Origin of the sequence: Marinimicrobium locisalis, assembly GCF_039822625.1 — a bacterium.
Taxonomy (GTDB): Bacteria; Pseudomonadota; Gammaproteobacteria; order Pseudomonadales; family Cellvibrionaceae; genus Marinimicrobium; species Marinimicrobium locisalis.
In genome coordinates this window covers 93,258-117,739 of sequence record NZ_JBDLLG010000003.1, presented here as the reverse complement: position 1 = coordinate 117,739, position 24,482 = coordinate 93,258, and the positions used below count along the sequence as shown (strand labels likewise).

General features: G+C 50.5%; 22 protein-coding genes. 12 read left to right on the top strand and 10 right to left on the bottom strand.

Annotated features, from left to right (window positions below; translation table 11 throughout):
- Positions 1-7: 7 nt before the first annotated feature.
- Complete coding sequence (locus tag AAE514_RS03495; RefSeq protein WP_347330118.1) at positions 8-754, top strand: sulfotransferase family protein; 747 nt, start codon at positions 8-10, stop codon at positions 752-754.
- A 1-nt stretch (position 755) separates the two neighbouring features.
- On the opposite strand, the gene AAE514_RS03490 is transcribed toward AAE514_RS03495, so the two are convergent.
- A complete protein-coding gene (locus AAE514_RS03490; RefSeq protein WP_347330117.1) occupies positions 756-1,901 on the bottom strand; it encodes a DegT/DnrJ/EryC1/StrS family aminotransferase in 1,146 nt (381 codons plus the stop codon).
- The gene (locus tag AAE514_RS03485) at positions 1,880-3,019 is read right to left on the bottom strand and encodes a glycosyltransferase family 2 protein (protein ID WP_347330116.1); all 1,140 of its coding nucleotides are present in this window, start codon (positions 3,017-3,019) and stop codon (positions 1,880-1,882) included. The genes AAE514_RS03490 and AAE514_RS03485 overlap by 22 nt, the downstream gene beginning before the upstream one ends.
- Before the next feature lie 86 nt (positions 3,020-3,105).
- Between AAE514_RS03485 and AAE514_RS03480 the strand changes: the two genes are divergently transcribed.
- Together AAE514_RS03480 and AAE514_RS03475 are read left to right on the top strand one after the other, a co-directional pair.
- Positions 3,106-4,194, top strand: coding sequence for a glycosyltransferase (locus AAE514_RS03480; RefSeq protein ID WP_347330115.1), 1,089 nt, complete (start codon positions 3,106-3,108; stop codon positions 4,192-4,194).
- Positions 4,195-4,234: 40 nt separating this feature from the next.
- Complete coding sequence (locus AAE514_RS03475; RefSeq protein ID WP_347330114.1) at positions 4,235-5,128, top strand: glycosyltransferase family A protein; 894 nt, start codon at positions 4,235-4,237, stop codon at positions 5,126-5,128.
- Positions 5,129-5,146: 18 nt separating this feature from the next.
- Here the strand turns inward: AAE514_RS03475 and AAE514_RS03470 are convergent, their stop codons facing one another.
- Together AAE514_RS03470 and AAE514_RS03465 are read right to left on the bottom strand one after the other, a co-directional pair.
- A complete protein-coding gene (locus AAE514_RS03470) occupies positions 5,147-5,980 on the bottom strand; it encodes a sulfotransferase family protein (RefSeq protein ID WP_347330113.1) in 834 nt (277 codons plus the stop codon).
- A 23-nt stretch (positions 5,981-6,003) separates the two neighbouring features.
- A complete protein-coding gene (locus AAE514_RS03465; RefSeq protein WP_347330112.1) occupies positions 6,004-6,846 on the bottom strand; it encodes a hypothetical protein in 843 nt (280 codons plus the stop codon).
- A gap of 83 nt (positions 6,847-6,929) precedes the next feature.
- On the opposite strand from AAE514_RS03465, the gene AAE514_RS03460 reads away from it, so the two are divergent.
- From AAE514_RS03460 to AAE514_RS03440, 5 genes are all read left to right on the top strand, one after another.
- Entirely contained in the window at positions 6,930-7,700 is a 771-nt protein-coding gene (locus AAE514_RS03460) for a sulfotransferase family 2 domain-containing protein (protein ID WP_347330111.1), read from the top strand.
- Positions 7,693-8,862 carry a glycosyltransferase family 4 protein gene (locus AAE514_RS03455; protein ID WP_347330110.1) on the top strand — a complete coding sequence of 390 codons (1,170 nt, stop codon included), beginning with the start codon at positions 7,693-7,695 and terminating at the stop codon, positions 8,860-8,862. Before AAE514_RS03460 ends, AAE514_RS03455 begins: the two co-directional genes overlap by 8 nt.
- Complete coding sequence (locus AAE514_RS03450; RefSeq protein ID WP_347330109.1) at positions 8,849-10,342, top strand: oligosaccharide flippase family protein; 1,494 nt, start codon at positions 8,849-8,851, stop codon at positions 10,340-10,342. Before AAE514_RS03455 ends, AAE514_RS03450 begins: the two co-directional genes overlap by 14 nt.
- A 534-nt stretch (positions 10,343-10,876) precedes the next feature.
- Positions 10,877-11,428, top strand: coding sequence for a glycosyltransferase (locus AAE514_RS03445; protein WP_347330108.1), 552 nt, complete (start codon positions 10,877-10,879; stop codon positions 11,426-11,428).
- A 35-nt stretch (positions 11,429-11,463) separates the two neighbouring features.
- Entirely contained in the window at positions 11,464-12,804 is a 1,341-nt protein-coding gene (locus tag AAE514_RS03440) for a phenylacetate--CoA ligase family protein (RefSeq protein WP_347330107.1), read from the top strand.
- A gap of 44 nt (positions 12,805-12,848) precedes the next feature.
- Here the strand turns inward: AAE514_RS03440 and AAE514_RS03435 are convergent, their stop codons facing one another.
- The 6 genes from AAE514_RS03435 to AAE514_RS03410 form a co-directional block, all read right to left on the bottom strand.
- A complete protein-coding gene (locus tag AAE514_RS03435; RefSeq protein WP_347330106.1) occupies positions 12,849-14,081 on the bottom strand; it encodes a glycosyltransferase family 4 protein in 1,233 nt (410 codons plus the stop codon).
- A gap of 159 nt (positions 14,082-14,240) precedes the next feature.
- A complete protein-coding gene (locus AAE514_RS03430; RefSeq protein WP_347330105.1) occupies positions 14,241-15,380 on the bottom strand; it encodes a hypothetical protein in 1,140 nt (379 codons plus the stop codon).
- Between the two features lie 222 nt (positions 15,381-15,602).
- The gene (locus tag AAE514_RS03425) at positions 15,603-16,601 is read right to left on the bottom strand and encodes a sulfotransferase family protein (protein WP_347330104.1); all 999 of its coding nucleotides are present in this window, start codon (positions 16,599-16,601) and stop codon (positions 15,603-15,605) included.
- A gap of 1 nt (position 16,602) precedes the next feature.
- Entirely contained in the window at positions 16,603-17,856 is a 1,254-nt protein-coding gene (locus AAE514_RS03420) for an O-antigen ligase family protein (RefSeq protein WP_347330103.1), read from the bottom strand.
- Positions 17,849-18,418, bottom strand: a complete 570-nt coding sequence (locus tag AAE514_RS03415; RefSeq protein WP_347330102.1) for an arsenate reductase/protein-tyrosine-phosphatase family protein — start codon at positions 18,416-18,418, stop codon at positions 17,849-17,851. Before AAE514_RS03415 ends, AAE514_RS03420 begins: the two co-directional genes overlap by 8 nt.
- On the bottom strand, positions 18,411-19,604 hold the full coding sequence (locus tag AAE514_RS03410; protein WP_347330101.1) for a glycosyltransferase family 4 protein: 1,194 nt from the start codon (positions 19,602-19,604) through the stop codon (positions 18,411-18,413). Before AAE514_RS03410 ends, AAE514_RS03415 begins: the two co-directional genes overlap by 8 nt.
- A 183-nt stretch (positions 19,605-19,787) precedes the next feature.
- Between AAE514_RS03410 and AAE514_RS03405 the strand changes: the two genes are divergently transcribed.
- From AAE514_RS03405 to AAE514_RS03390, 4 genes are read left to right on the top strand one after another with little or no spacing between them, the layout of a single operon-like run.
- Positions 19,788-20,912, top strand: a complete 1,125-nt coding sequence (locus tag AAE514_RS03405; RefSeq protein ID WP_347330100.1) for a carboxylate--amine ligase — start codon at positions 19,788-19,790, stop codon at positions 20,910-20,912.
- A gap of 6 nt (positions 20,913-20,918) precedes the next feature.
- Positions 20,919-21,926, top strand: coding sequence for a polysaccharide deacetylase family protein (locus tag AAE514_RS03400; protein WP_347330099.1), 1,008 nt, complete (start codon positions 20,919-20,921; stop codon positions 21,924-21,926).
- A 15-nt stretch (positions 21,927-21,941) separates the two neighbouring features.
- A complete protein-coding gene (locus AAE514_RS03395; protein ID WP_347330098.1) occupies positions 21,942-22,949 on the top strand; it encodes a polysaccharide deacetylase family protein in 1,008 nt (335 codons plus the stop codon).
- Positions 22,950-22,981: 32 nt separating this feature from the next.
- Positions 22,982-24,385 carry a FemAB family XrtA/PEP-CTERM system-associated protein gene (locus tag AAE514_RS03390; RefSeq protein WP_347330188.1) on the top strand — a complete coding sequence of 468 codons (1,404 nt, stop codon included), beginning with the start codon at positions 22,982-22,984 and terminating at the stop codon, positions 24,383-24,385.
- Positions 24,386-24,482 lie beyond the last annotated feature (97 nt).

Here is a 24,482-nt window from a genome sequence, read left to right as displayed (position 1 = left end):
ATTAGCCATGCTGGGAAAAATGACGCGAAAAATCTGCCGTTGGAGCGGGCGTTTCAGGAACCGAAAGCGGATATTCCTGCTCAGTCACATGCGGGCGAACACCAGTTTGTTTGGGCACATCCTGGGCAGTAATCCCGATGTTGAAGGCTACTACGAGCTGCATGAAAGCTATTTGAGACCGGCGGATCTAAAGAAAACGCAAAGAAAATACTATCACTCCCATTGCCCAAAAAAAGCCGCCAACTACCTTTTCGACAAACTGCTACACAATCACCATCAGCTGGCCAGAGACGTCATGGGAGCGGGGGATAAGCTGGTCATGATGATCCGTGAGCCCGAACCGACCATTAAGAGCATCGTAAAAATTTTTTCGGATAAGCCCAATAGCCAGTGGGCTGACCAAGAAAGCGCGGAGCGCTACTACGTCGATCGGCTGCGGGAGCTGGCGCGTTTATCAGCGGAGTTTCGAGGGCGCTACTTTGTATTGAAATCGGAAGACCTCATTAGCGACACCGACCAAACGCTTCGGTCTCTTTCAGAATTCCTCGCCCTGGAAACGCCGCTCAGTGAACACTATAAAACCTTTGCGAAAACAGGGCGGCGGGGTTTTGGTGATAGCTCCAGTAACATTACAACAGGGAAAATAGTTAAAGAGAAACCGGTGAATGAGCCGTCGGTGGAAGTGGACCCGTCATGCCGTGAAGTGTATCGAGAAACCCTCGCGACCCTATATGATAACGCGAGCCATTATTGAGTTAACCCACCACGCAATCAATAACTGTCAAGGTTCGTTCGATATGATGGGCCTTCACCCCTTCGTGGACCGGAAGCGTTAGGAAACGCTGAGCAAAGGAGGCCGCGTTCGCATTATCCCCAGCTTGGCGCAAACGCTGCTGCGGAACGTCGTTGACCCGGTCGATCGTATCACTGTAGAGGGTCGTGGCCCCCAAACCTCGCTCGTTCAGTTTGTGGAGCAGCGCGTTCCGGGTTTCCCGGCTCTCTAGCAGCAAAGGGTAGCGAAGCAGCCTTTCTTCGCTTGCCTCAATCTGAGGGGCTAGAAGGTTGATGGCTGCTAAATGCTTTCGGTAACTTTTTTCCGCCCGGCGCTCGTGAGACCAATAGGTCTGGATATTGGCTCGAACCAGGTGCGCCTGACCGGCTGGAAACGCCTCTATGCTTGTATGTTCATGGTAGCGGGTCTCCCCAAGCCGAAGCCACGGGTTTCGGGCAAGGGCTTGGTACATCGTCGGGTGGAGCAGGGTGTTATAAGCCATGCACTTGCCGTAATAGAGGCCACGTTGTAGGGCTGATCCCTTAGCTGTACCGGGCTGTCGTGGTGGATCGTTAGAGGATACCAACAATCCGCCACCGAGCAGATTCACCGGCTTGCCTCGCCCGAAGGAAAAGGTTTGGTAGTCGGCCGCGGTGGTCTGAACCTGCGGTTTACTGGGAAACCACTGGGCGTTGTCTTCGATAATGGCCACGCTGGGACGGTTCAAAGCGACCCTCAGGCTTTTGATAGGCTCGGCGACCCCCAGGAAGTTAATGGCAATGACGGCGAGCGTGCGCTCGGAGAGGGCGCGCTTTAGTGCCTCCTGGTCGTAGTGGCACCGGTCTTTCGCCAGGTCCGAGAACACAGGGGTATACCCCGCATACAACGCGGCCGAGACCAGGTCCGGGCAGCAGTAGGCGGGAATAATGACCTCGGGCTGGTCCACCTCGGGCGCGTCCCTTCTGATAGCCAAAAGCGCCAGGGCCAGGGCGGAGGTCCCCGAGTTCGTCCAGCTTAAAACCCGGTCGGGGAAGAGGCTTTGGACCGCATTGCTTTCGGCGGTACTGAGCGCAATGCGGTTGCCCGCCGGCGGCAGAACTCCTTCGCTCAGCGCGCGGAGGGTGTCCACTTTGTCATCCTCTGGCCGGAGATAAACTTGATGGACGCCTCAAAAATAGCCACATTCACCTGCACAAAGAAATAGATAATCTTAACCAGCGAGGCATCCCTCAGGTTGGGCAGGAAGTGAGCAACGATGGCGATGCCATAGAACACCAGCTGGGCCCAAAGCGCAAGGGCATAGATGGCCCCCTCGGTGGAAAGCGCCGCACTGGTCAAAAACGTCCCCAGGAGGAACCAGGGCACCAACCAGCGCATAATTTTGTGGGAAAACGTCTGAAAGGCAAACCCACCCAGCGTGAACGGGTTCAACACTTCCGTATGCCGGGACAGGCCTACCATCCCCCGCAGTACCGTGCGGACCTTGCGTTGATACTCCTTCTGAGCGTCCTTGAGGTCTTTGTAGTAGCCCAGCACGTCAGAGGCGGTTACGGCGCGCTTTCCGGCTTTCGCGGCATTCAATGCAGTGTTGAAGTCACTGGGAGAGTGGATATCCCAGTCCGCACAAATACTCTTACGGGCGGAAAAAAAAGAACCGCTTAGCCCCACCAGGCCGTAAAGCCGGGACTCAAGTCCGCGCAGCCACATTTCGTACTTAACATAGGCACCTTCGCCGGCGACTTTGCCGTCCTGGCTCACAAAGCGATCCTCGCTGGAAACCGCCCCCACGCTCTCGTCCTGAAAGTAACGTTCGAGTTTTATCAGGGCGTCATCGGGAATTTCTGTGGCTACATCGGAGAAGACCAACACATCGCCGCTGGCAGACGCAATGGCCTCGCGCTGGGCATTTTCCTTACCCAGACGTTCGCCGGCTCGTACCAGCTTAACGCCCTGATCGGCATACTCCTGCACGATGGCGTCAGTGCCGTCCTCGGAGCAATCCGAGGCCACCACTAGCTCGAGCTTGTCTTTCGGATACTTGAGTGCGAGGGTGTTGAGGATTTTATCGCGAATTCGGCCTTCTTCATTATAAGCCGTCACGATGACCGTGAGCATATGACTTGGCTCGTTATCGGCAATGTCGAGATCTTTGCCAAAAAACGCATTGCCCACACTGAGCAGCAGGGGATAGATAAAGTAACTAAAAACGGCTCCAAAAGCCGATAGCCAGAACCAGAACTCCAGCATGATCGCGTCTCCTTGATGGGCGGTAAGCACCGAGTCACAATGTGGTATATTAACTGACCCTGCTAGGGACGTAAACGAGGCAACCAATGGCATCCGCTGAGCGCAAATTGCGAGCACTCCACGTCATCTCCGGTGACCTATGGGCCGGCGCGGAAGTGCAGGCCTATACGTTGCTGAGCCACCTTCGCTCGTACTGTCATCTGAAAGTCATCCTAATGAATCACGGGCGCCTGTATGATGAGTGCCAGGCACTCGGTCTGGATGTAGAGGTCTTCGACGAGACTCAGCTCAACAGCTTTCAAATCTTGCGAAGCCTTTGCCGGGCGGTTCGCGCCTTTGGGCCGGACGTCATTCATACCCACCGACAAAAAGAAAACATTCTGGGCACGCTGGCCGGGCGGCTGGCCGGTTGTAGGCGCAGTGTTCGTACCAGCCATGGAGCGCCGGAGTTCGAGTCCAAGGGCCTGCGCAAGCTTAGGGTTAAGCTTGACCAATGGATCGGGCGGCACTGGCAGCAATGCGTGATCGCCGTATCGGAGGACCTCGCTAAGCAACTCGGGCGCATCTACCCCGAGCGCCACATTACGGTTATTCACAACGGTATCGATCGGGACCGATTGGCCGCCCAGGTCGGCCCTTCCCCTTTTGAGCCCGGCTCCGTGCACGTGGGTATTATCGGTCGACTTGAGCCGGTTAAGCGCGTGGACCTGTTTCTGGAAGCCATTCCTCGAATAACCCAAAAAGCCGGAATGAGCGATTTTCGCTTTCACATCATTGGCGACGGCAAGCTTAGACCGGACCTGGAAGCGCGAGCCCGGGCCCTAGACATCCATGAGCGGGTGGAGTTCCACGGGCACCGCCCGGACGTCCCGACCTGCCTGGCGGGGCTCGATCTATTGGTGATGTGTTCGGATCACGAGGGAACTCCCATGGTGGCCCTGGAGTCCTTGGCACTGGGCACTCCGGTGGTGGCTCACAACGTGGGGGGGCTGACGGAAATGCTGTCGGGGCAGACCGAACTGTTGGTTGGAGATCATAGCGCGGAAGGTTATGCCAACGCCGTCACGGCCGTGTTGCCAAACCTCCACAAGATGGACGTAACGCTTGAAAAGCGTTATACGGCGCGTCAAAATGCGGAAGCGACACTGGCGCTGTACCAACGCGTTCTGGATTAAACGCTTTCGTTAACAAGAGACTCTTCAAGGAATTCAAAGCATGACGGCACAGTTCGGCGAGGAGACTCCCGTCGTTTCGGTGGTAATTCCCACCAACAACCGAAAACTCTGGGTGACCGAAGCATTGGATTCGGTTTTCGATCAGTCGTACACAAATTTCGAAGTCATTGTGGTGGATGATGGCTCCGAAGACGGTACCTCGGAGCACCTGCGGGAGCGCTTCGGTGATCGGATTCGGCTGTTGAGAACCGAGGGCACCAATTGCCCGACAGCGAGAAACCAGGGTGCTTCTCATGCCCGGGGCAAGTACTTGGCCTTTTTGGATGACGACGACCGCTGGTACCCGGAAAAGCTTGAAAAACAGGTGGCTTTTATGGCGATCGCCGGGCCGGAGGTGGGCATGGTAGGCAGCGCCTGTGATCATATGGACAAGGATGGCAAACCGTTTTGGAAGCCGTCCTATCCCGACAACGAAATGACCTACGAAAACGCATGCGTCAAGCCGAAGCTACCGGGCGCCAGTTCCGGCTGCCTGATTCGCACGGATGTATTCAATGAACTGGGGGGCTTCGATCTTGAACTTACCCGTAACCAAGACCGCGATCTGTGGATTCGTCTGACCCGAAAATACCGCGTCCCCATGTTGCAGGACGTACTCTCAACCGTTCGTATCCACGGCACCCAGCGGCGAGGGGTGAATACTGACACCATTGAGCAATGTCGTCTGGAAATCAATCGCCGCATCCCGGAGCGGTCTGTCCGCCGAAAAGCGGACGGGTGGACCTACTTTCACCTCTTTAACTTGAACTGGAAAGACAAAAAGGGCAAAGCGCTGGCTTACCTTATCCGGTCTTTTATTGTCTGCCCAGCGCCGCTGCCCATCCGTGAGAACCGGGTGAAAATGGCGATCCGGCGATTCCTGGGGCGCAGGTAGAACTCCTTATCCTTCGGCTCAGAGAACGTCATACCCATGGTGGCGCAGGCCGTCCCCGGCCACCTCAGTGACAGTGCGAATTTGTTCCGCCGATAGCCGGTCGATGCTCACCTGGTTCAGGTCCTTTACGGAATCATTACGCTCGTGGATCTTAAACGAATCCGAGTACGCGGATTCAGGGAAGGGGGGCAGACCCAAGAACTCGGCGAGGCGGTTCAACGTGGTTTTCGGATCGGCCGCCAGTTCTTCATACTTCACCCAAGTAAAATGCTCCAGATGCTTAGCGTCTTCTTGGAGGACCTCATTGCTGCGTGCCCATTGCCTTGCTGAGCGTTCGATCGGCCAGCCCTCTCTGATATGTTTAGGGTCGCCTTTTCGGCTGATGCCCTCCGCCACAGCATAGCCGTTACGTACTAGACCGATAAAGTGCGCGTTCTCAAAATGTTTCTGGAACCAACGAGTCCGAGCGGCGTTGGGGGGCGATTTTTCCAGCAAGATCTTTTTGGATAAATCCAGCCGCATTCCCCATTCCTTTTTCAATCGAAGTACCTCTGGGCCTTCATCGTCTTCGGTTAGGCGGAACATATCCTCACGATCCACCCACATTCTGGGGAGCCCGATGTCGAAATCTTTTACAAACTGGTCAGTAATAAAATGACCTTCCGTGGGGATGCCGGATATATCCGGGTGGCGGGACATCAGCTCTGACAGCAGGGTAGTGCCGGAATTGTAGCAGCCGACAATAAACACCCATTTATCCGGTTTCGGGACTGGAGTGACGGCTATTCTGCATTCGCGCCAAATGTTGCCTAAGCTCTCTCTTAAAACCGAGCGAAACCGCGTGCCCTTCATAAACTCTGTCTCCGTGAATATGTCTACGCCGGCTTGGGCGGCTGGTAATCGAAGTGCTTGATGATAAACGACTCGTGCTGATTGACCAGCTCAATTGTCTCATCATCGTAATAGTAATCGGCGGGTTTGCGCGTGGAGGTGTTGGTCTTCTGGGTTTTTCCCTCCAGGATAAACGTCCTATCTCTCTCCGACAGCGCGATGCCGGCGAGTTCCAGCGCCTGAATGAGTTCATCCTCCAAGGCTTCGGTTCGAACGATAGCGTTGGTGATGCCATGTTGTGCCCACACCGCTTGAAGGTTTTCCGCCTGGGCCAGACCGGGGGCGCGATACAGGTCGCGGCGAAGGCAGGAAAATAGCTTGAAGAAGCGGTAGGTCAAAAGGCCGCTGTGGTGAGAGATCGGACTGAACCCGTAGCCCTCTCCTATGTCGTAACGGTGTTCGGGGTTCATGATGAGCTTCAACCAGGCTCGAAAGCAGGCCGGATCGCTACTGTCACGGTAGGCCTCGCGCCAGGCATTAACGGGCTTGCGCGCATCTGCTACTATCTGAGTCAAATACTCCGAGGGGGTGAGCCAGGTCTTACCCATTTCCTTATTGAGTTGGCGCCAATAGTAAGACCAGCCAAAACGGCGGGTGGCTTGGTGGTAGGCGCTGCCGTTGCCGTCGCAGCCAAAGCCCCAGAGGGAAACATACCAATCCCACGGGTTGCGTATTGACCCTAGAATAAATCGATCATACAGCGCCGGAGGAACCATGTTGTGCTTGCCTTCCTGGCGGCCTTCCAGAATGGCTCTCAGGCAGCGGCCGATATGTGAGCCGGCGGTTTTGTGAAGCTCAACAAAAACCAGTGGATCAGAGATAAACATGAACGGGTGGCATCCTTGATTGATAGTAGTGTTGGCGTTGAATTTTCGTTAGTATACTCACCTTTGGAAGGGAGTCGAGTGTGATGTCCACGCTGCGAAAACTATACAGGCGCACGCTCTCTAATGAAAGCCGCTACTGGCTCTACAAGCTGCGGCATCCAAGGCAGTTTGAGCACCTGAAGACCCGCGTCAATGAGCACCCGAAGGGCAACTTCTCCCTGAGAGGTTTCACCCAGCGGGAGGCGATCTTTATCCACATTACCAAGTCCGCGGGAACCTCAGTGGCGCTCAGTCTATTCGGCGAGCTTCCCTACCATTACACGGCATGGCATTACCGTGTCATTTTCGGCCGGAAGGACTTCGACCGATTTTTCAAATTTACGTTCGTGCGCAATCCCTGGGACCGCCTGTACTCCGCCTATCAGTACCTTAAAAACGGCGGTTGGGATGAGAAAGACAAAGCCTGGGCGGAAGCCAATTGGTCTCACATTCAGAGCTTTGATCAATTCGTGCTGGAGTGGTTGACACCGGGGAGGCTGAGCAGTCACCTTCACCTGCGCCCGCAGAGTTACTTCCTAAGAGACCGTCGCGGCCATTTGCTGCTGGACTACCTTGGGTACTTCGAGCATATCGGCGAAGACTTTGCCACCATCGCTCAGCGAGTGAACCCTTCGGCCACGCTGGCCCATGCGAATGCCTCCAAGCGCGGAGACTACCGTCAGGTGTATAGCCCCGAAGCGATTCAGAAGGTGGGGGAGTTGTATCGGGAAGACATTGAGAGCTTTGGTTATGGCTTCGACAGCCTTACCCGGCAAAAGGTAGTCAACGGCCAATTGGTGGCTGACCATGGTTAGAGGCTCTTTCGCCAAGCCCGGTCTCCTGCTAGTGGCCAACTGGGACTCCGACGTTGGCTATGCCTGGTGGCTGATGGAGAGCTACTGGGCCGCGCTAGCCGAAGCGTACCAGGGCGAGATGACCCCCATTCTGGCCTACCCCAGTATCAGCAAGCTCCCCGAGGTGATTGAGAACGCGCCTGTCTCACCAGTGGTGGCCGATTTCTCCCGCTTCTCCCTGGCATCGCTATGGATGCAGCTGCGCTTTCTGCGCAGAAATAAGGTGCGGGTAATATACTTCTCCGATCGGGCTCCAAGACATTGGGTGTACGCCGTCTACCGACTGGCCGGAGTGCGTCGGATTCTTATTCACGACCACACCCCAGGACTGCGAACTCGCCCCAAAGGCATAAAGCGAGCGCTCAAAACCTGGATGAACCGCATCCCCGCCTATACGGCCGACGCTTGCATCGGCGCAACCGAGTACATTCGGGAGCGCTTTATCCAAGTGGGCTGCGTACCCCGGCACAAGTGCTTTGCCGCGGATAACGGCATCCCTTTGGAACGTCCGGAACCCCAAGATACCCATGAGCGCTTCAGTATTCCTACGAACAAGAAGCTTATAGTTACCGCAGCCAGAGCCAACCGGTATAAAGGCGCACTTTTTGCGTTGGAAGCCTTAGCTGAGCTCAAACGCGCGCAAGGGGCAGCCGATTGGCACTATCTCTACCTCGGGGATGGCCCCGACCGGGACTTGCTCATCCAGACGGCGAAAGACATGGGGCTAGAGAACGAAGTAAGCTTCCCGGGGAGAGTGGCCGGGGTAACAGCGTTGTTGCCCCAGGGCTCGCTGGCGTTCCACCCCTCAAAAGGAGAGGTGGGTTACTCCTTGTCTATCCTCGAATACATGCTTTGTGGCTTGCCGGTGGTGGTGCCGGATAACCCGTCTGTGTGTGGCGCCACTGAACACGGTAAAACCGGACTTATTTACAAGGAGGGCGACGTCGAATCGGCGTCCAAAGCCCTGGCCGACCTTCTGGGGGACACCGATTTACGAGACCGGATAGGAAAGCAGGCGCGCAGAACCGTTGAAGACCATTATTCTTTGGACCAAACGCATCATAAGCTACTCGAGATTTTCAATAGAATCGTCCCAAAGGTGAACGGCCATGGCTCCGCTTAGAACCGGCAAGAAGCAAGCGGCTCAACACATTGCGATCTACTCGGTGGGCTCGATCGTTCGGCAGCTTGCCGGCTTCATCATGCTGCCAATCTACACCTCCTACCTGTCGCCAGCAGACTATGGTGTCGTCAGCCTGTTAATCGTGATGATAGCTCTTTTTGAGCTTGTCATTGGAGCTAGATTTGCGCAGGCCGTACCGAAATTTTACTATGAGAAAGAGGATGAGCAGCATAGAAGTTCGGTGATATCTACGGCGCTATTAGTGACGGGCTTTGTAAGTTTGATTTCCACTCTCGTGGTGGCCTTAAATAGCGAACTGATTGCCCGCATTCTATTTGGTGATAAAAGCTACAATATTCACGTAGCTCTTTACGGTACCTTGCTATTTACATCAGCTTTGGAAGCCTATGGGTTAACGTTTTTTAGGCTAAAAGAGAAACCCTTTATTTTTATTGCGAACTCTATTAGTAAATTGGTTCTACAGCTATCGTTGAATATACTGTTTGTTGTTTATTTAAATAAAGGAGTTATCGGGGTAATATGGTCCGCACTTCTAGCTTCATCGGTTATGGCCTCGGTAGCCGCTTGCTATATTCTTTATAACTCTGGAATAAAATATAAAGGGAACCTAGTAAAAAGGCTCTTCAAGTTCAGTTGGCCATTGTGGTTGGCTGGAATAGCGGGGCTTTATGTTGCATCGTCAAATAGATACTTCATTCGAATTTTCAGTGACCTAGATCAAGTGGGGCTTTTTGAGCTCGCAGCTAAGTTTTCAACTATACTGCCTCTTCTAATATGGAATCCATTTTCTCAGTGGTGGCAAACAGAGAGGTTTAAGCTATATCAGTCAGAGGATAAGGGAGTAACTGTATTCCCTCTAGTGTTTGATGGAATTACCACCATAATGGTCCTAGTGGCTACGGGTATAGCTCTTTTCAGTGGACCCGTTATCTCAATAATGGCGTCGCCCCCCTTCCATCCTGCTGCGACTGCAGTGCCAATACTGGTCTTTGGTGTTCTTATAAGCAATTTACGGTTTTTCTTCTTCTTCAGTTTCTTAGTTACAGAAAGAACTATTGTTATTACTTATATAAAATATGCCTCCGCTTTAATTGCAACAGTTTTATATCTAGTTTTGATTCCCAAGCTAGGATTCCTTGGAGCTGCAAGCTCCATCCTCGCTACAGAGATATTTGTGCTTTTAGTTTCGTTCTTTCTGTCAAAAAAATATTTTGACAACGGGATAAAGTTATACTATGCAGCCACCTTGATCGTAGCTGGAATAGGAATAACGTTGGTTGATCATTTTTTGTGGGGGCTTGAGCATAGTATCTGGAAAATGCTGGCTGGGAAAACACTTTTGGCGTTCGTCTTGGTTGTTTTTCTAGCCGTCAGCGTATTTTTGAATACAAAATTAAAAAACTCATTAATCGATTTTAAAGATGAGATTAAAGGAAAGTACATCAAGACCAATCTATAATTTGAAAGCGTACCCAGGAAGCGCGTTTGTTTGGCGCGAGCGGATAATTTGGACAAATAATCTAACTACGTTAGGGTTGGGAAAGTTATGAAAGAGGGCGGAAAAAGGATCTGGATTACTTGGGAGAAACATAGAAGAAGTAGAGTTCTGTCTGACCACTTCGGGTTTCAGCTCATTGAGGTTAAAAGTAAGCATAAAGGTCTTCTCCGATATTTGGCTTGCATTGTAAAAACTACAAAGGTTCTGATCTCATTGCGTCCTAGAGTTCTTGTGGTACAGAACCCTTCCATGTTCCTGGCGTTGTGGGCGGGGCTTTGTAGAGTGTTGTTTCGTTATAAGCTAATTGTTGACCGCCATACTAATTTCAAGTTCAGCTACCGAAGCTCACTGTCTCCGAAGTGGCTAACGTTCAGGTGCATAAGTACTCTTACAATTAGAATGGCTGATATAACCATTGTAACCAATAGAGGTTTGGCTCGCGTGATTCGGCGATTAGGCGGTACGCCTTTCGTTTTGCAGGATAAAATACCCGACATGAGCCAGCCCAAGGAGGTCCACGGGAGTAGTCGAGGAAATGGAGACTTCTTGTTCTTCGTTTGCTCCTTTGGGAACGATGAGCCTGTAGAAGAGATAGTCAAATCATACGGAAATCTTCCGACGGAAGTAAAATTGATTATAAGCGGTAACTGGAAACGAAGGTTTACAACAGCAGACATGAAAAGCATGCCTACTAACGTTGAATTTACTGGATTCATTAGTGACGCCGAATTTACTTCATTAATGGCAGAGTCCAGCGGCGTTGTCGTGCTTACTAAGAACGAGTTTACGTTAAACTGTGGGGCCTATGAGGCTCTTTCGTTGAACAAACCTCTATTACTTTCCAACACATTGGCTTTAAGGGGGTACTTCAAGAACGTGGCCAACTTTGTGGACCTAAGATCCCAAGAAAGTATTTCAAGCGGGCTCCGAAAGTTTCAGAATGGAATAGCTGAAGATGATCTTGGCTCTCGATGGAGCTCCATTCGAGACATGAAAAAGGCGTGGTCTTTAAAAGCCGATGAGTTAGATTACGAGTTGGATAAATAGGATGTTGAAAGATTCTTGTGCTTTAGGTTAAGTCTATGATTAGCAGTATATACTTGAATAGTCCAGTCGTCTTTCAGAACGCCATGATTTCCCTTTATGGAGTGAAGACGTACGCCGATCGATTTATGGGGCCGCTGCCGGACACCTATAAAAAGCTGAAACACGCTTTTAGCCCTCCTGATAAAAGCTCGTTCGAGCTCCAAGACCAGAGGCTCAAGCAGTTGCTAAAACATTGTCAAAGTAACGTGCCGTATTACAAAGGTATCTTGGCTGACGTCGATGTAGAGCTTATCAATAGGAAAAATATTCATAATTATTTTCCCTTGCTAACCAAGAAAGATGTCGTTAATAACGTTAAGTCTTTGGTGCCTGGGCCCGGCAGCTGTTATTACCCTGAAGTTAAAATATCAACAAGTGGAACCAGTGGAACGCCTTTAACGATTTATGCGACAAAGGAGTCTAGAAGAGTAAACTATGCATTCTTTAATAACTTCTTGGAATCTCTGGGCGCATCATACCGAGCAAAGAGCACTATTCTTGCCGGACGTAAAATTTACAAAAGAGGAAGCCGAAAAGTAGATAGGTATGACTATTTTAATAGGACGCAGTATCTATCTGTTTATGATATATCCCCTGACACTATATCGAAGTATATCGAGGCTCTGAATAGATGGCAGCCTGAATACATAGACTCACATCCCTCGGCGTTATTTGAGTTACAATACTTAGCGATGAAGAAGGGGCTAAAGTTAAACTTCAGCCCGAAATTCATTGTTACCTCCTCCGAGTCCTTAACAGCAACTATTAGAAATAAGGTGGAGAGCTTTTTCTGTTCAAAAATATACGATCACTACGGCTGCGCGGAAATGTGTATATCAGCTTTTAATAGTGATGATAAGTACTACAATGACCCAACATACTCCATAATTGAGCTGATCGATAAGGGCAATGACTTATACTCTGTTGTCGTAACAGGCCTTGTGAACTTTGGGATGCCTTTGATCCGCTATGAGATTGGGGATCTTGTTCATTGCAGCGATTTAAGAGACCCTTATACGTTTGACAGTGTGGATGGAAGACTGGATGACATCATTGTCACTCCAGAAGGGAGACTGGTTGGGCGACTGAGCCCAGTATTCAAAGGCATCCCTGGTTTAGAGTTAGCGCAGGTTGTCCAAGAATCTAAATACACCCTTGTCGTAAACGCTGTTTTGAGGGAGGAGGAGCGTGATAAATTTGATGAGTCGCTCATCATTAGTAAGCTAAAGTCTAGCACCAGTGAATCTATGTCAGTTCGAGTGAACTATGTCGCCGATATTGAGAAAAATGCAAATGGTAAGTTTAAATCGGTAGTGAATTTAGTGAAAGAACTATAAGATACGCGAAAGAGCAATACATTTACCATTTTTAAGATAGGGAGTTAGGGCAGTGCGGGTTCAAGACGGTTAGAGGTATCCTTTAGGTCCTCGTATAGTGTTTTGAGGTTTGTTTCCATTTTAATGAGCGAGTAGTCTTTCTCAACTTTTCTTCTGGCGTTATCTTGCCAATCTCGCCAGTGCGACGGGTTATCAATTAGAAAGGATAGGACCTTCGCCAACTCCTCCGAGCAACCTGGCTTGTAAAGAAAGCCATCTTTCCCATCATCCACACATTCGGGGATGCCACCGCTTTCTGAGCAGATCGCGAGAGTTCCAGATGCTTGTGCTTCTTGCACGACGATGCCCTGAGTCTCTGCCCACAGCCCAGGTTCGGTAATGCTCGGGAGTATAAAAAAATGGGCTTGTTGGTAGATTTCCTTCAGTTCCTCTCCTGACTTTACCCCAAACAACCTAACATTCTCGTTCATCTCCATGAGGTTTATCTTTTCCTTTATCGAGGCTTCATAAAGCCCTAGACCTACAATCCAGTATTCAATATTTATACCTTTTTGTAGTAATTGCTTTATGGCTGAAATTGCAGAAAAGTGTCCCTTCAATCGATCAAGCCTCCCAACTGTCAAAGCTATGTATTTTCCATTTCTGGGCGAGGGGTTAGGGTTGTAGGAGAAGTCCTTTACACAAATCCCTTGAGGGATAACGCGTATTTCCTTTTTAACTCCGGCTAGTTCCAAGCACTGCTGTTTGGCAAACTCGGTGTTAGCCACAACAGTATCGATGCTAGAATAAAGAGTGTTTCGTTGCTCGTCTGTCAAATCCCTAACTCCATCTGGGGGTAGACCGTGAAAGGTTAAACAAAGAGGACAATCAAGAGCATTTAAGAGGCCCAAAAAGCGGTAAGCGGCTTTTTCCGAGTGGCAATGAATAATATCTGGTTGGTTAATCGTTAAAAAGCTAGCAAACTGAAGACCTAGTAGTTTATCCTTTAAAGGCATCTTGTTGAATAGTGTACTTTTAAGGAACCGCTTGGTCCTAGGGTCAGTCAGGTTGCGTAGCAAATATAGCAGGCCTCGTACCGACTCTAACTTCTTGCCAAACCGGCTATTGTGCACGGCATTAATTGACAAAGTATCAATTCTGGAATCGTATGGCTCTTCTCCAGCCAGTAAGGATAGGACTTCTACTTGATTTGAGAAATTCGAAACGCTTTCCAAATAATTGACAAACCAAGTTTGAAGAAGGGTGGGAAACTTCATAGAAACTGATAGGACTTTCACGCGCTTATCCTTCGGTATAAAAGGCTCAAAGCGAAAGCGTACATAACCAGTAGCAGACGTTCGTAGAACAATGTTGAACCATTGGAGACATAGCTTAACATAAAAAATCCGCCAAGAAGTCGTTAGACCACTCAGCGGAGTTTTCGTCAGTGAGAATACTTAGTGAGTTACGGGGTCGGGTCTATTGACTTGGCCTACCTTACTCTTTGATATGACAATATTATCAAAATATACGTAACCCTTCACATCACTCATATGTTGCCAGTTTCCACCTACGGACATGCCTCGCAGCTCACCCAACACAAAATTGTCCACATGTGTAATTGGTTCTCGGTCCAGGTCGTCTATGGGGCTTACATATAAAGTATAACTAGCATCCTTACTATCGGCTGAGCTCTCTCTTGTAAACACCTCTTCAAAATAAATCCATTTATCTTTTGGTACAGTGAAAGCGTCGAGGCTGGACCCGCTTCGTACATACTTACCACCGTCTGGTGTATGTAGTTCAAGCGTTAGGTCTCTTTGGACGGATATCTTCAGTGTAGAATATCTAAACCCTTCTCCGGGCCGCTGCCAGGTGCTATAGCCTAGCTTGAATGTCACGTCCGGCAGAACGGTTTCAGGGGGAATAAAAAGGTAAAATCGTCTAGAGAGCGTTTCCCCAAAATCAAGCTGCTTTGATGATACGCCGTCAAGTTGGTTGATCGCTTTATCGCAGTCAGAACGACGATCTATATTTCTCCCGACTGTACCCGTTTCACCGCAAATATTGGGTAGGAAAATAGCGTCTCCCACTTTTACTGAGGATTCCGCATCCCCGATACTTGGCTCCTTTGCCGACTTGGCGTTGAAGCATAGTTGACCTTCCGGTGAATCAATTATATTCCAGGTGCTAAATTGGTTTGAGAGGTTATAGACGTAGCTTTCATAGCCATCTGGGTCCGCGCGTGTGCATGCTTCTCCGTCTGAAACGCTAGTGACCTCAAGGTATTCACCTCCACAAGTATTACAGAGGTCGTTGCGACCAGCAAAGTTCATTCGCAACGATTTTCTGTGAGAGACAAATTGCTCGCCTTCTACTACTCGGTAAATGTCATTTTCCCCAAGCATCATGCCATCTCTCTTGCCCTCCTCGAGATTCCAGCTCCAAACTGGGTTTGGGTTGCCGTTAATTGGCTCTGAAAAGTCTTCCTTAAACAGAATATCTGCATCTTGAGCTTGCGATGCGAAGCTAGCTGACAAGATGATTGATGCGCCAATTGCTGCGAGTATCGCTGAGCGTGTTTGAGTGCGTTTCATAAATGGTAACCTAAAATAAAATGTCTACTGACGCTGGGTATCTTCCATGCTACCTATATGGAGATCAAGGTAATTTTAAGGATAGACTAAAAGTTGAACATTGCATCACGCCTAAGATGTGAACAAATTTTCTAAAAAATCTTAACATCTAGCACTAAAACTTATATGAGGCGAAAAGGCCGATCCCTGCGCTTGGAAGCTTGTGGCTCGGGGGAAACGGTATCACTCATCAGTATGTTGCAATTGGCGCCATTGCTGTCCTTCAATTATCTCCAAAGTACCGGATGAAAGCCTGCTTATCAAAGGAAGCTGAATTAGACAGCGCTTCAGGTGCACATGGTACTTAAACGTTAGGTACCGTAAGAAGAGCTTTAGATTAAAACGGGGGTTATATACTTCGTAACCGTTTCTGATTAGGTCCTCCTCTACACCATAGCTCATTTCTGCTTGAAGTTTTGAATCTAAACGTTTCCACCTTTCGGTTGTCTTTTCGCCGCTTGACAGGGGGCTCCTAAAAGCAGTGTTTGAGCTATCTTGGTCTTTCATTATCGCGATGTTCATTTTTCCAGGCTCTAAAAGTAAAAATTCGGAAATTAGCTTTTCGTAGTGGGTGGGGTGCGCAACTAGGTCTTCGTATCGCAGGTTCAGCACATCGCTACTTGTATGACCTCTTTCGCTTACCTTAAGTACCTCGCCCCACTGTACCGTTGAGTAGTGAAGCTTCGCGCTTGTTGAGCTATATCTAAGTGGGGGGCTGCACCACCCTAACTTAACTTGCGAAATTGCCACATCCCTACCGTCTCTAATAAGATTTATGAACTTGGCTGTTGGGCATCTGCGTTTTATTCTATTCATATACAAGTAATGTGATGGCGTGCTGTCAACTATTCTATTTTTGTTCTGGGAGAGCGATATAGCCTCTAAGAAATTGATCAAAAGTTCTGTATAGTTCTTGCTGGAGTTGAGGACTTCTATAAATCGGCTTTGCTGTAGGTGTGATTCTATGAACTGCCTTGACCGAAACCAATCACCTAAAAATCGATTTCTACAACTGCCTGAACGAAAAATATTACCGTATTTTGGTTTGCAAACATTCAACAATAAAGTTTCTGCGTTGTAGGTAGAAAATTCTGGATGACTAGAGATTATCCTGGATAACAAGGTTGTCCCGGATCTAGGTGATCCAACTATAAACAAGGGTGAGAAGCCATCGTTAGACATGCTAAAAGGCCTCATTATTCGGTTTAGGCTTGTAAGCGTTTTGTAGAGCGACAAATAGAGCAAGACCAATCCACATGTAAGGGTAATAGCCAACAGTTACGAACTGGCCCGCGACCACGAAGCCTAGCATACCGAGGGCTATACCTTTAGAGGCCGCGCGGTACACCGGGTCATCAATCTTATGGTGGTAGGAGGGCTTTTGGAAGAAGCGTAACAGCAGAAGAATATAGATTGATAATCCGAGAAGGCCTGCATCTGTTCCTATCTGGATAAATATATTGTGAGGGAGCTCCGCTTCAGGGTAGAGCATGTCCTCGTGGAAGTACCGCTCATAGTATGGGATAAAATTGAAGTATCCAATGCCAAGAGCCGGATGGTTTTTGATCATCTCTATTCCATTCTCCCAGTAAAGCAGTCTTTGCTGAGAAGTCTTATCCTCCCCCATCTCTGTAAATCGAACTTTCTGTTCCTCTGGCAAGAAAGTGATGACTAGAAATGCAGTTGCAGCTATTCCAATAATAACCTTCATTCGAAACAATTTACGATAGAACATCAAAATACACTGGATTGCCAGTGCAAGTTGGGCTCCTCTGGAACTTGCCCCAAGTATGGTCATTACCGGCGTGACGAAAAAAAGCACTAGTATCACTTTTTCCCAGGTTCTAACTCTATTTTTTAACTCTTGGTATAGGTAGTAGCCTAGGGGAAAAAAGCAGAGCATCTGTATGCTAAGCTCACCTGAGTTTCGGAAGAATCCGGGAGGTCCTGTGATTCCCCATTTAGTGAATCCGAACCCCCTTAACGTCCATACTTGTGCTCCATGAAGGGATAGCTTGAAGCTTGCGAGGCAGAATATAAGGAGAAATATATAGAACCGTTGTGGAGTATTAACGATATTAATTATTAGGAAGTAAATTATGATCCAGGTATATATGAACTCCAGGTAGGATTTCGATATAGAGGGCCAGTAAGCACCAAATATAGAAGCAACTATAACTAGGAGAAAAGATACTATCCACTTACTTGCAGGGTCGGAAACCCATTTTTTATTCTTTTCAAAGAGTATTCCTATTAAAGACAAGCCCAGTAAGACGCTCATCCATGGAAGAAAGTTGAGGGCAGGAATTATGGAGTGTGGTCTTACATACTCAAAAAATAAATAGCCACAAATCATCCAGAAGGCAAAACCTTCTTGCCAAAACTGCTTCCAAAGCGGCTTTATACGAAAAGCGTATAGTTCGGTTGAGTCAGGCATTGTGTTTGGGTACACGCTTAGCTAGTAGTTGAGTGGCGTCGGCAACAATCTTTTCGCACTGATTGAAAAAATCTATATTAGTATTAAAGGGATCATGTATATAGGGTTTCGGGTTGGGCAGCCATAGCCCTATTAGAGTAATTTGAGGATAAGTTCCTGCTATTTTGTTGAGCGAATATGCGTGTTTCGGCTCCATGCCCACGAGCAAGTCTCCCCTTCTCTGTTGATATTCGTTGATGTTTTTCGTTACATGGTTCGCAAGGGATAGGCCTATTCTGTCCGCGTAAGCAACTGCTCTTGGGTCCGCAGGATCGCCACCTCGACAATGGAGACCGAAGGACTCCGCTTTTAGCCCTAAATTCTTAGCCACTACTTCTGCTAGCGCGCTTCTGCAAATATTTCCTGAGCATACAAATACTATTCTATGAACGAGTGAGAAATCCACTTCTTGATAGGCTTTATATTTCCCTGCTACACGCAAAGCGTAATGTTGCGCTGTCCGGAGTAACCCTCGCTTAGAGCCGAAGCGATACTTAATCACGTCGTCTAATTTCTTATTCACTGGTTCGCTTTCCTTTTGGCGATTCTGAAGGCCTTAGATTCCTCTTTCTGATATTAACCGGTGCGTTGGGTGCTAGCAGTTTATTAAAAATGTTATGGTAATTGCTCAGGGTAGTCTGCATCGAAAAATTAGCGATAGTGTGCCCCTTAGCCCTCTCCTTAAGATCCTGTCTAAGAGCTTTGCTTTTGATAAGGCTTCTAATAGCACTAGCCAACGCTTCCGAAGAACCGGCCTCTACAAGAAGCCCGGTTTCGTTGTTTGACAGAATTTCTTCAGGCCCTCCGCAGCGGGTGGCTACTACCGCTAGTCCAGTGGCCATAGCTTCGATGGTAGCGATGGAGAAACCCTCGGAAGTGGATGAAAGCGCGAACATATCCATCTGACCAAGAAATTCCGCGGTATTCGGGTGAAAGCCAATAAAATGCACACGGGACTCCATCTGTTGGCGTTTAAGCTGCTCCTCCAGCTCTCCCATAAGCTTAGGCTTTTGATGGCCGGCAATCACAAAGTGAACCTTTGGAAACTCCGTTTTTAGGATTTTGGCGGCGTCAATCAGGACATCATAAGCCTTCGCAGGGCGCACATTACCCACACAGCCTATTAGGAAGGCGTCATCTTCCAGACTTAGTTTTTGGCGAACTTCTCGGCTTTGGCACCTTCCGTAGCGTTGTATATCGACGCCGTTATAAATAACTTCAATTTGCGTTTGGTCAAACAGCTTACGCTCCGAAATATAATTAGCGAGCTGTTGGCTCACGGCCACAAGCCGGTCTACGCCCCACCGCATTATCCGATTCTTGAGGTAAACATGCCTTTCGTTGGGGTTGATATCCACTTGGCCGTGAATGGTAGCCACAAGTGGGATGCGTAGCAACATCGAAAGCAGGGAGTACGTGAGCGTCGAGCCTAATAGGTGAGCCTGAATGAGCTTAACGTTGTGCTTTCTCAGCAGTTGAAACAGTGTCCAATAATAAGGTAATGATAAAAGCCCATGAGGCTTCACAATGGTGTAGGGTATATCCCGCGCAATCAATTGATCTTCGACCCAGCCGGGCCCTTTAATAATGGCAAAGTTGTTAAAACCTTCGACAGTCAGGTGCTGCGCCAAGTCGAGAAATACTGTTTCAGCGCCGCCCGGACCGGTTGTGTCAATGGCATGTAAAATGGTGGGCGTTTGGTTTATCATTCTGGGTGTCCTGCCAACTGCGGGTCGACGCTTAATTTACTATAAAAGGTGGTCGGCTACTAGTGACAGAGCGGAATCGGCGGAGTTTCTTGTGGCGCCAAAATACACTACGTTTTTTTCAGGGAAAGTGACCAAGTTGTGACAGAATCAGCTCTCGTTTTAGACGCGGCGCAAAGAAGTGCATTGGCGGTAACTCGGTCCCTGGGCCGGGCCGGCCTGCATGTGACTACGGCGGAGGCGGCGCCGGAAGCGCTAGCGGGCCATTCATGCTACGCGCGCGGCCACCTCGAAAGCCCTTGTCCGCAGATGGCGCCAAAGGCGTATGTCTCTTGGTTGGCGAAGGTGATGGCTGAGCGTTCTTTTAATTTTGTGGTCCCCGTCACAGAGGTTACCAGCCAGTTGTTGTTGAACTGCAAGGAAGAATTGTCGGGTTTGAGCTTGCCATTTGCAGATTACGATACCGTGATGGCGCTTGCCGACAAGGGCCATCTGATGAAGCGTGCGGCCGAGCTTCGCATCCCCCACCCGGAGACTCGATGGTTTGCCCATGCGGGCGAGCTGAACCAGGGTGCGGTTGAGTATCCTGTCGTATTAAAGCCCTGTCTGTCGAAAATTTTCACCGGTGAAAGTTGGGTTGCCACGCGGGTTCGAGTCCTTAGTAGCGCTGACCAGCTCCAGCAGGAGTTGGATAGCTGTCCCTACCTTCACCAATACCCCTTTATGCTCCAGGCGTTTATTCCGGGCAAAGGGGCAGGCATATTCTGCCTTTACGATCAGGGGCGCCCGGTCACCTATTTTGCCCACAAGCGCCTTCGAGAGAAGCCGCCGGAAGGGGGGGTGAGTGTGCTGTGCGAGAGCGCCGTTCCCGACCCCACCATGCAGGCGTACGCGAGTCGGCTATTGGACGAGGTGGGCTGGCACGGCGTGGCCATGGTGGAATTTCGGGTAGCGCCGGATGGCACGCCCTACTTGATGGAGGTAAACACCCGTTTTTGGGGGTCGTTGCAACTTGCCGTCGATGCGGGTGTCGACTTTCCCCGGCTGTTGTGGGAAGTTCACCAGGGGCGAGCGCCCCGAGGGCCCGAAGAGTACAAAGTGGGGCAGCGGCTGCGCTGGCTGTTGGGCGACATCGATAGCCTCTATCTCTATTTGCGCGGTCACCGTACACTAAAGGAAAAGGGGCGGAGACTGCTCGCGTTCGCGACTCCGCGACTTTCTGGCTTGCTGCATGAGGTGAACCGGCGGGGCGATTTAGGCCCCGCATGGTTTGAATTCAAGCGTTACCTAAAAGACTTGACCGGTCATTGAGTGACTATGAGCGCTAAGGCATTGGCGAAAAAAGCTCTCAAACCGCTGCTGGTTTCAATGGCGGACCGTTTTGGGCCTCACCGCAGGCCCACCTCGGCGCCCCGGCTGTGGGTGTTGATGTACCACCGCATACTACCTGAAGGCGACCCTCGCTACCATCAGGAGGAGCCGGGCATGCGGGTTACCCCCGAGAGCTTCGATATGCACCTTCGCGAGCTCAAGCGGCATTTTGAGATGGTTTCTCTGGGAGATTGGGTGCGCGCCCGAGAAGCCGGAGAAGAGTTGCCACAACACGCTTGTGCGGTGACTTTTGATGATGGTTGGCTCGATAATTTCGAGTACGCCTTACCGTTGCTTAGAAAGCATAGAGTGCCTGCAACGCTCTTTGCCGTCGCTGAAAAAATTGGTACGGATTTTCAGTTCTGGCCCAACGTGGTCTCGGCGCTAATGTTGGGGGGCGTCGGTCCCACCTTGGCAAAGCACCCGGTGCTGGGCGTGGAGGGAATGGGGGCATCCCACCCCTCCAGCGATCAGGTGGCCCACTGTATTAAACAACTTAAATCTTATACCGATGAGGCGCTTTTTGGCGCGCTGGAGGAGTTGCATTGGCGCGATTTGCTCGCAGAGCCAATGACGCCTGCTCTGATGAATTGGGCACAATTAAAGGAGATGCAGGCTTCTGGCTGGGTAGAGGTAGGCTCCCATACCTGTACGCACCAACGCCTGACCTCGGCATTGCCGGAAACCGAGCTGCAGCGAGAAATTGTGGAAAGCCGCTCCATTTTGGAGCAAAAGCTTCAATGCCCTATCAGCTTATTTTGTTTTCCCAACGGTGACTATAGCGCTGACGCGCTGGCCCTGGTTGAGCGCCATTATACCGGTGCGGTTACCACCCAGAAGGGCATTAACGACGCTGCGAACTGCGCTCTTCATGAGTTGGTTCGCGTGGGGATTCACAACGACATCACGCATACGCCCCGGCTTTTCGGCGCCCGTTTGTCGGGGTGGGTGTAAATGATGAGTGACGGGATGAGTCCTTTATTGCGCAAGGCGATTGAAAGTCGCAGGCTACGGCGCTGCCTCACGGCGGCGGCCGGCCCCTACGCGGCGGTGTTCACCCTTCACCGTCCCCGCCCCGAGGACCGGATGTTTAATGGCGTCTCCGAGGCGCTTTTGCGGGAGTGCCTGGAGTATGCTCGCAATAGCGGGTATGAGTTTGTTTCAATTGATGAGTTGGTTCGCCGTGCCACCTCTGGAGCGGATGCTTCAAATCCGATGCTTTGCCTTACATTGGACGATGGCTATGCTGACCAACTGACCCGGCTGGTGCCTATCCTATTGGAGTATGACGCCAAGCCCACGCTATTCGTCATTTCGGACTTTGCGGACGATCAGGATTGGCCCTGGGATGCCCAGCTGGCCTATGCGGTTAAATGCTGTGAAGCGCCATCGTTGAGGCTAACATTGGGACAGCGACCTCGGGAGTTCGGTTTATCGGGAAGATCAGATCGTATCTTCTGTCGCCGCGCCGTGGTGCATCACGCGAAAACGCTCAGCGCGCCCCAATTGAGTGACTTCATCCGCTACATTGCCAGCGCCTGTGAGGTCGATATTCCCAGTCGGGCACCGGAGGGGTATCGGCCGGCCACTTGGCCGATGTTGCGTGAGTGGGAGAAAAAAGGGTTGACCGTCGGTTCCCATAACCGGTCCCATCATTTGCTCACCGCTCTCGAGCCGGAGCGGGTGGGGGCAGAGCTCCGGTATTCCTGGGAGCGCCTGAGCTCGGAGCTTACGGCGCCGTCGAAGACGTTCTGTTACCCCTCCGGCACGGCCAGAGACTTCTCCACCACCCACGAGTCTCTGGTAAGGTCCGCCGGTTACCAAGCCGGTGTAACGACGCTTTCCCGCATAGCCTATTTTCGGGATGTTCGTCGTAACCCTTATCGGATCTCCCGAATTGGCTTTCCCGATACCGTCTCTCAGTTTGCCCGTTACGCCTCCTGGGTGGAGGCGCTGCGCAGCAAACTCCCCCTATAAATAGTCAGGCCGAAGGTGGAACCTTGAGTAAAGTGACACTGGACATCAAAGCCTTTTCAAAAAATCCTGAAAACAGTCTTCTGGAGCATGGGGTTGACCCGAACAGTGCTCGGGCGCGCGCTCTGCTGCAGCAAGCGGAGGCCGTGCGGGCGGCCAAGGCGGAGCTTAAACAAGAAAAGTCAAACAAGGCCGCCGTCGCCAAAGAGTTCAAGGCTGTAGAGAAAGGGTCTGACGAGCATCGGGCGCTGGTTGATAAAATGCAAGCGGTATCACGGGCGTTCAAGCAAACCGAAGAGCAGCTTAAACAGCGCGAGCAGGCACTTAGGGCCGCCCTGAATGAATTGGAAGCCCCTAAACCGGCCGAGCCTCCTTTATTTTCCATTCCCGAGGCGACTACATCGCAGAACTTTCAGGTTCGGGAGCTAACCGACGCTGAGTACCCGCTCTGGGCAAGCTACGTGCGAAACCTGAAAGCGGTACCCAGTTATTGCCTTCCGCAGTGGGCGGGTATTATAGAACAGGCCTTCTCCCACCCGACGCGTGTTTGGGCGGCGGTCTCTGAGAACGAAGAGATCCTGGGCGGTGTGCCCCTAACGATATTTGATAGCCGGTTGTTTGGACGTTTTGCGGTATCAGTCCCGTTCTTTAACTATGGGGGCTTGCTAACCGAGTACCGAAACGTCGCCGAGGAAATCTTTCAGCACCTGCAAGCAGTTTGTGAACGGGAAGGTTGGCAACACGTCGAGGTGCGAACTACCCAGAAGGGCTTGGGCCTGCCCGCCACTAGCCGAAAGGTGTCAATGATCCTACCACTACCGGAGACAGAGCAGGCACTAGAGGCACAGCTGGGCGCAAAGGTTCGTGCACAATGTAAGAAAGCAGGTAATTTCAGCCCGGAGGTACGCTTCGGTGGTGTGGAACTTCTGGAGGATTTCTACCGCGTATTCGCGATCAACATGCGTGATCTAGGAACCCCGGTGTACAGCAAAGCCTGGTTTCGTACCATTATCGCCCACCCGGAGGTGAAAGCCACGCTGGTTGTCGTTTACGTTAAGGGGAGAGCGGTTTCCGCAGGGTTCCTTCTGGGCCACAACGGTATGTTGGAAATTCCCTGGGCTTCAACGGTCCGTTCCGCAAACGCCATGGATGCCAATATGTGGATGTACCGCCAGATCCTGGATTACGCCGTGCGTCAAGGCTATGAATTCTTTGACTTTGGCCGTTCCACGGTAGATGCCGGAACCTACCGCTTTAAAAAGCAGTGGGGCGCAAAGCCTTATACCCATTACTGGTATTACGTTCTACCAGAGGGGGGAGAGCGTCCCTCCTTGAATCCGGACAACCCTAAGTATAAAGCCTTGATCGCCACGTGGAGGCGGTTGCCGGTTTGGACAACGACCATAGTAGGCCCGCCGATCGTGAAAAATATCCCTTGAGGCGGGTGCTTTTCGATATCCGCGCCATGGTGTGTTATTGTCAAGCTAAGTCGACTGAAATCGCCGATTGAAACGTCGTTTGAATTGGTTATTAGTT

What these genes read in the sequence shown, in the direction of transcription:
- AAE514_RS03395 (WP_347330098.1), top strand. Translation starts at nt 21,942, where the DNA reads ATGAGTCCTTTATTGCGCAAGGCGATTGAAAGTCGCAGGCTACGGCGC.
- AAE514_RS03445 (WP_347330108.1), top strand. Translation starts at nt 10,877, where the DNA reads ATGAGCCAGCCCAAGGAGGTCCACGGGAGTAGTCGAGGAAATGGAGAC.
- AAE514_RS03430 (WP_347330105.1), bottom strand. Translation starts at nt 15,380, where the DNA reads ATGAAACGCACTCAAACACGCTCAGCGATACTCGCAGCAATTGGCGCA.
- AAE514_RS03475 (WP_347330114.1), top strand. Translation starts at nt 4,235, where the DNA reads ATGACGGCACAGTTCGGCGAGGAGACTCCCGTCGTTTCGGTGGTAATT.
- AAE514_RS03420 (WP_347330103.1), bottom strand. Translation starts at nt 17,856, where the DNA reads ATGCCTGACTCAACCGAACTATACGCTTTTCGTATAAAGCCGCTTTGG.
- AAE514_RS03465 (WP_347330112.1), bottom strand. Translation starts at nt 6,846, where the DNA reads ATGTTTATCTCTGATCCACTGGTTTTTGTTGAGCTTCACAAAACCGCC.
- AAE514_RS03460 (WP_347330111.1), top strand. Translation starts at nt 6,930, where the DNA reads ATGTCCACGCTGCGAAAACTATACAGGCGCACGCTCTCTAATGAAAGC.
- AAE514_RS03440 (WP_347330107.1), top strand. Translation starts at nt 11,464, where the DNA reads ATGATTAGCAGTATATACTTGAATAGTCCAGTCGTCTTTCAGAACGCC.
- AAE514_RS03425 (WP_347330104.1), bottom strand. Translation starts at nt 16,601, where the DNA reads ATGTCTAACGATGGCTTCTCACCCTTGTTTATAGTTGGATCACCTAGA.
- AAE514_RS03450 (WP_347330109.1), top strand. Translation starts at nt 8,849, where the DNA reads ATGGCTCCGCTTAGAACCGGCAAGAAGCAAGCGGCTCAACACATTGCG.
- AAE514_RS03495 (WP_347330118.1), top strand. Translation starts at nt 8, where the DNA reads ATGCTGGGAAAAATGACGCGAAAAATCTGCCGTTGGAGCGGGCGTTTC.
- AAE514_RS03470 (WP_347330113.1), bottom strand. Translation starts at nt 5,980, where the DNA reads ATGAAGGGCACGCGGTTTCGCTCGGTTTTAAGAGAGAGCTTAGGCAAC.
- AAE514_RS03480 (WP_347330115.1), top strand. Translation starts at nt 3,106, where the DNA reads ATGGCATCCGCTGAGCGCAAATTGCGAGCACTCCACGTCATCTCCGGT.
- AAE514_RS03485 (WP_347330116.1), bottom strand. Translation starts at nt 3,019, where the DNA reads ATGCTGGAGTTCTGGTTCTGGCTATCGGCTTTTGGAGCCGTTTTTAGT.
- AAE514_RS03455 (WP_347330110.1), top strand. Translation starts at nt 7,693, where the DNA reads ATGGTTAGAGGCTCTTTCGCCAAGCCCGGTCTCCTGCTAGTGGCCAAC.
- AAE514_RS03410 (WP_347330101.1), bottom strand. Translation starts at nt 19,604, where the DNA reads ATGATAAACCAAACGCCCACCATTTTACATGCCATTGACACAACCGGT.
- AAE514_RS03400 (WP_347330099.1), top strand. Translation starts at nt 20,919, where the DNA reads ATGAGCGCTAAGGCATTGGCGAAAAAAGCTCTCAAACCGCTGCTGGTT.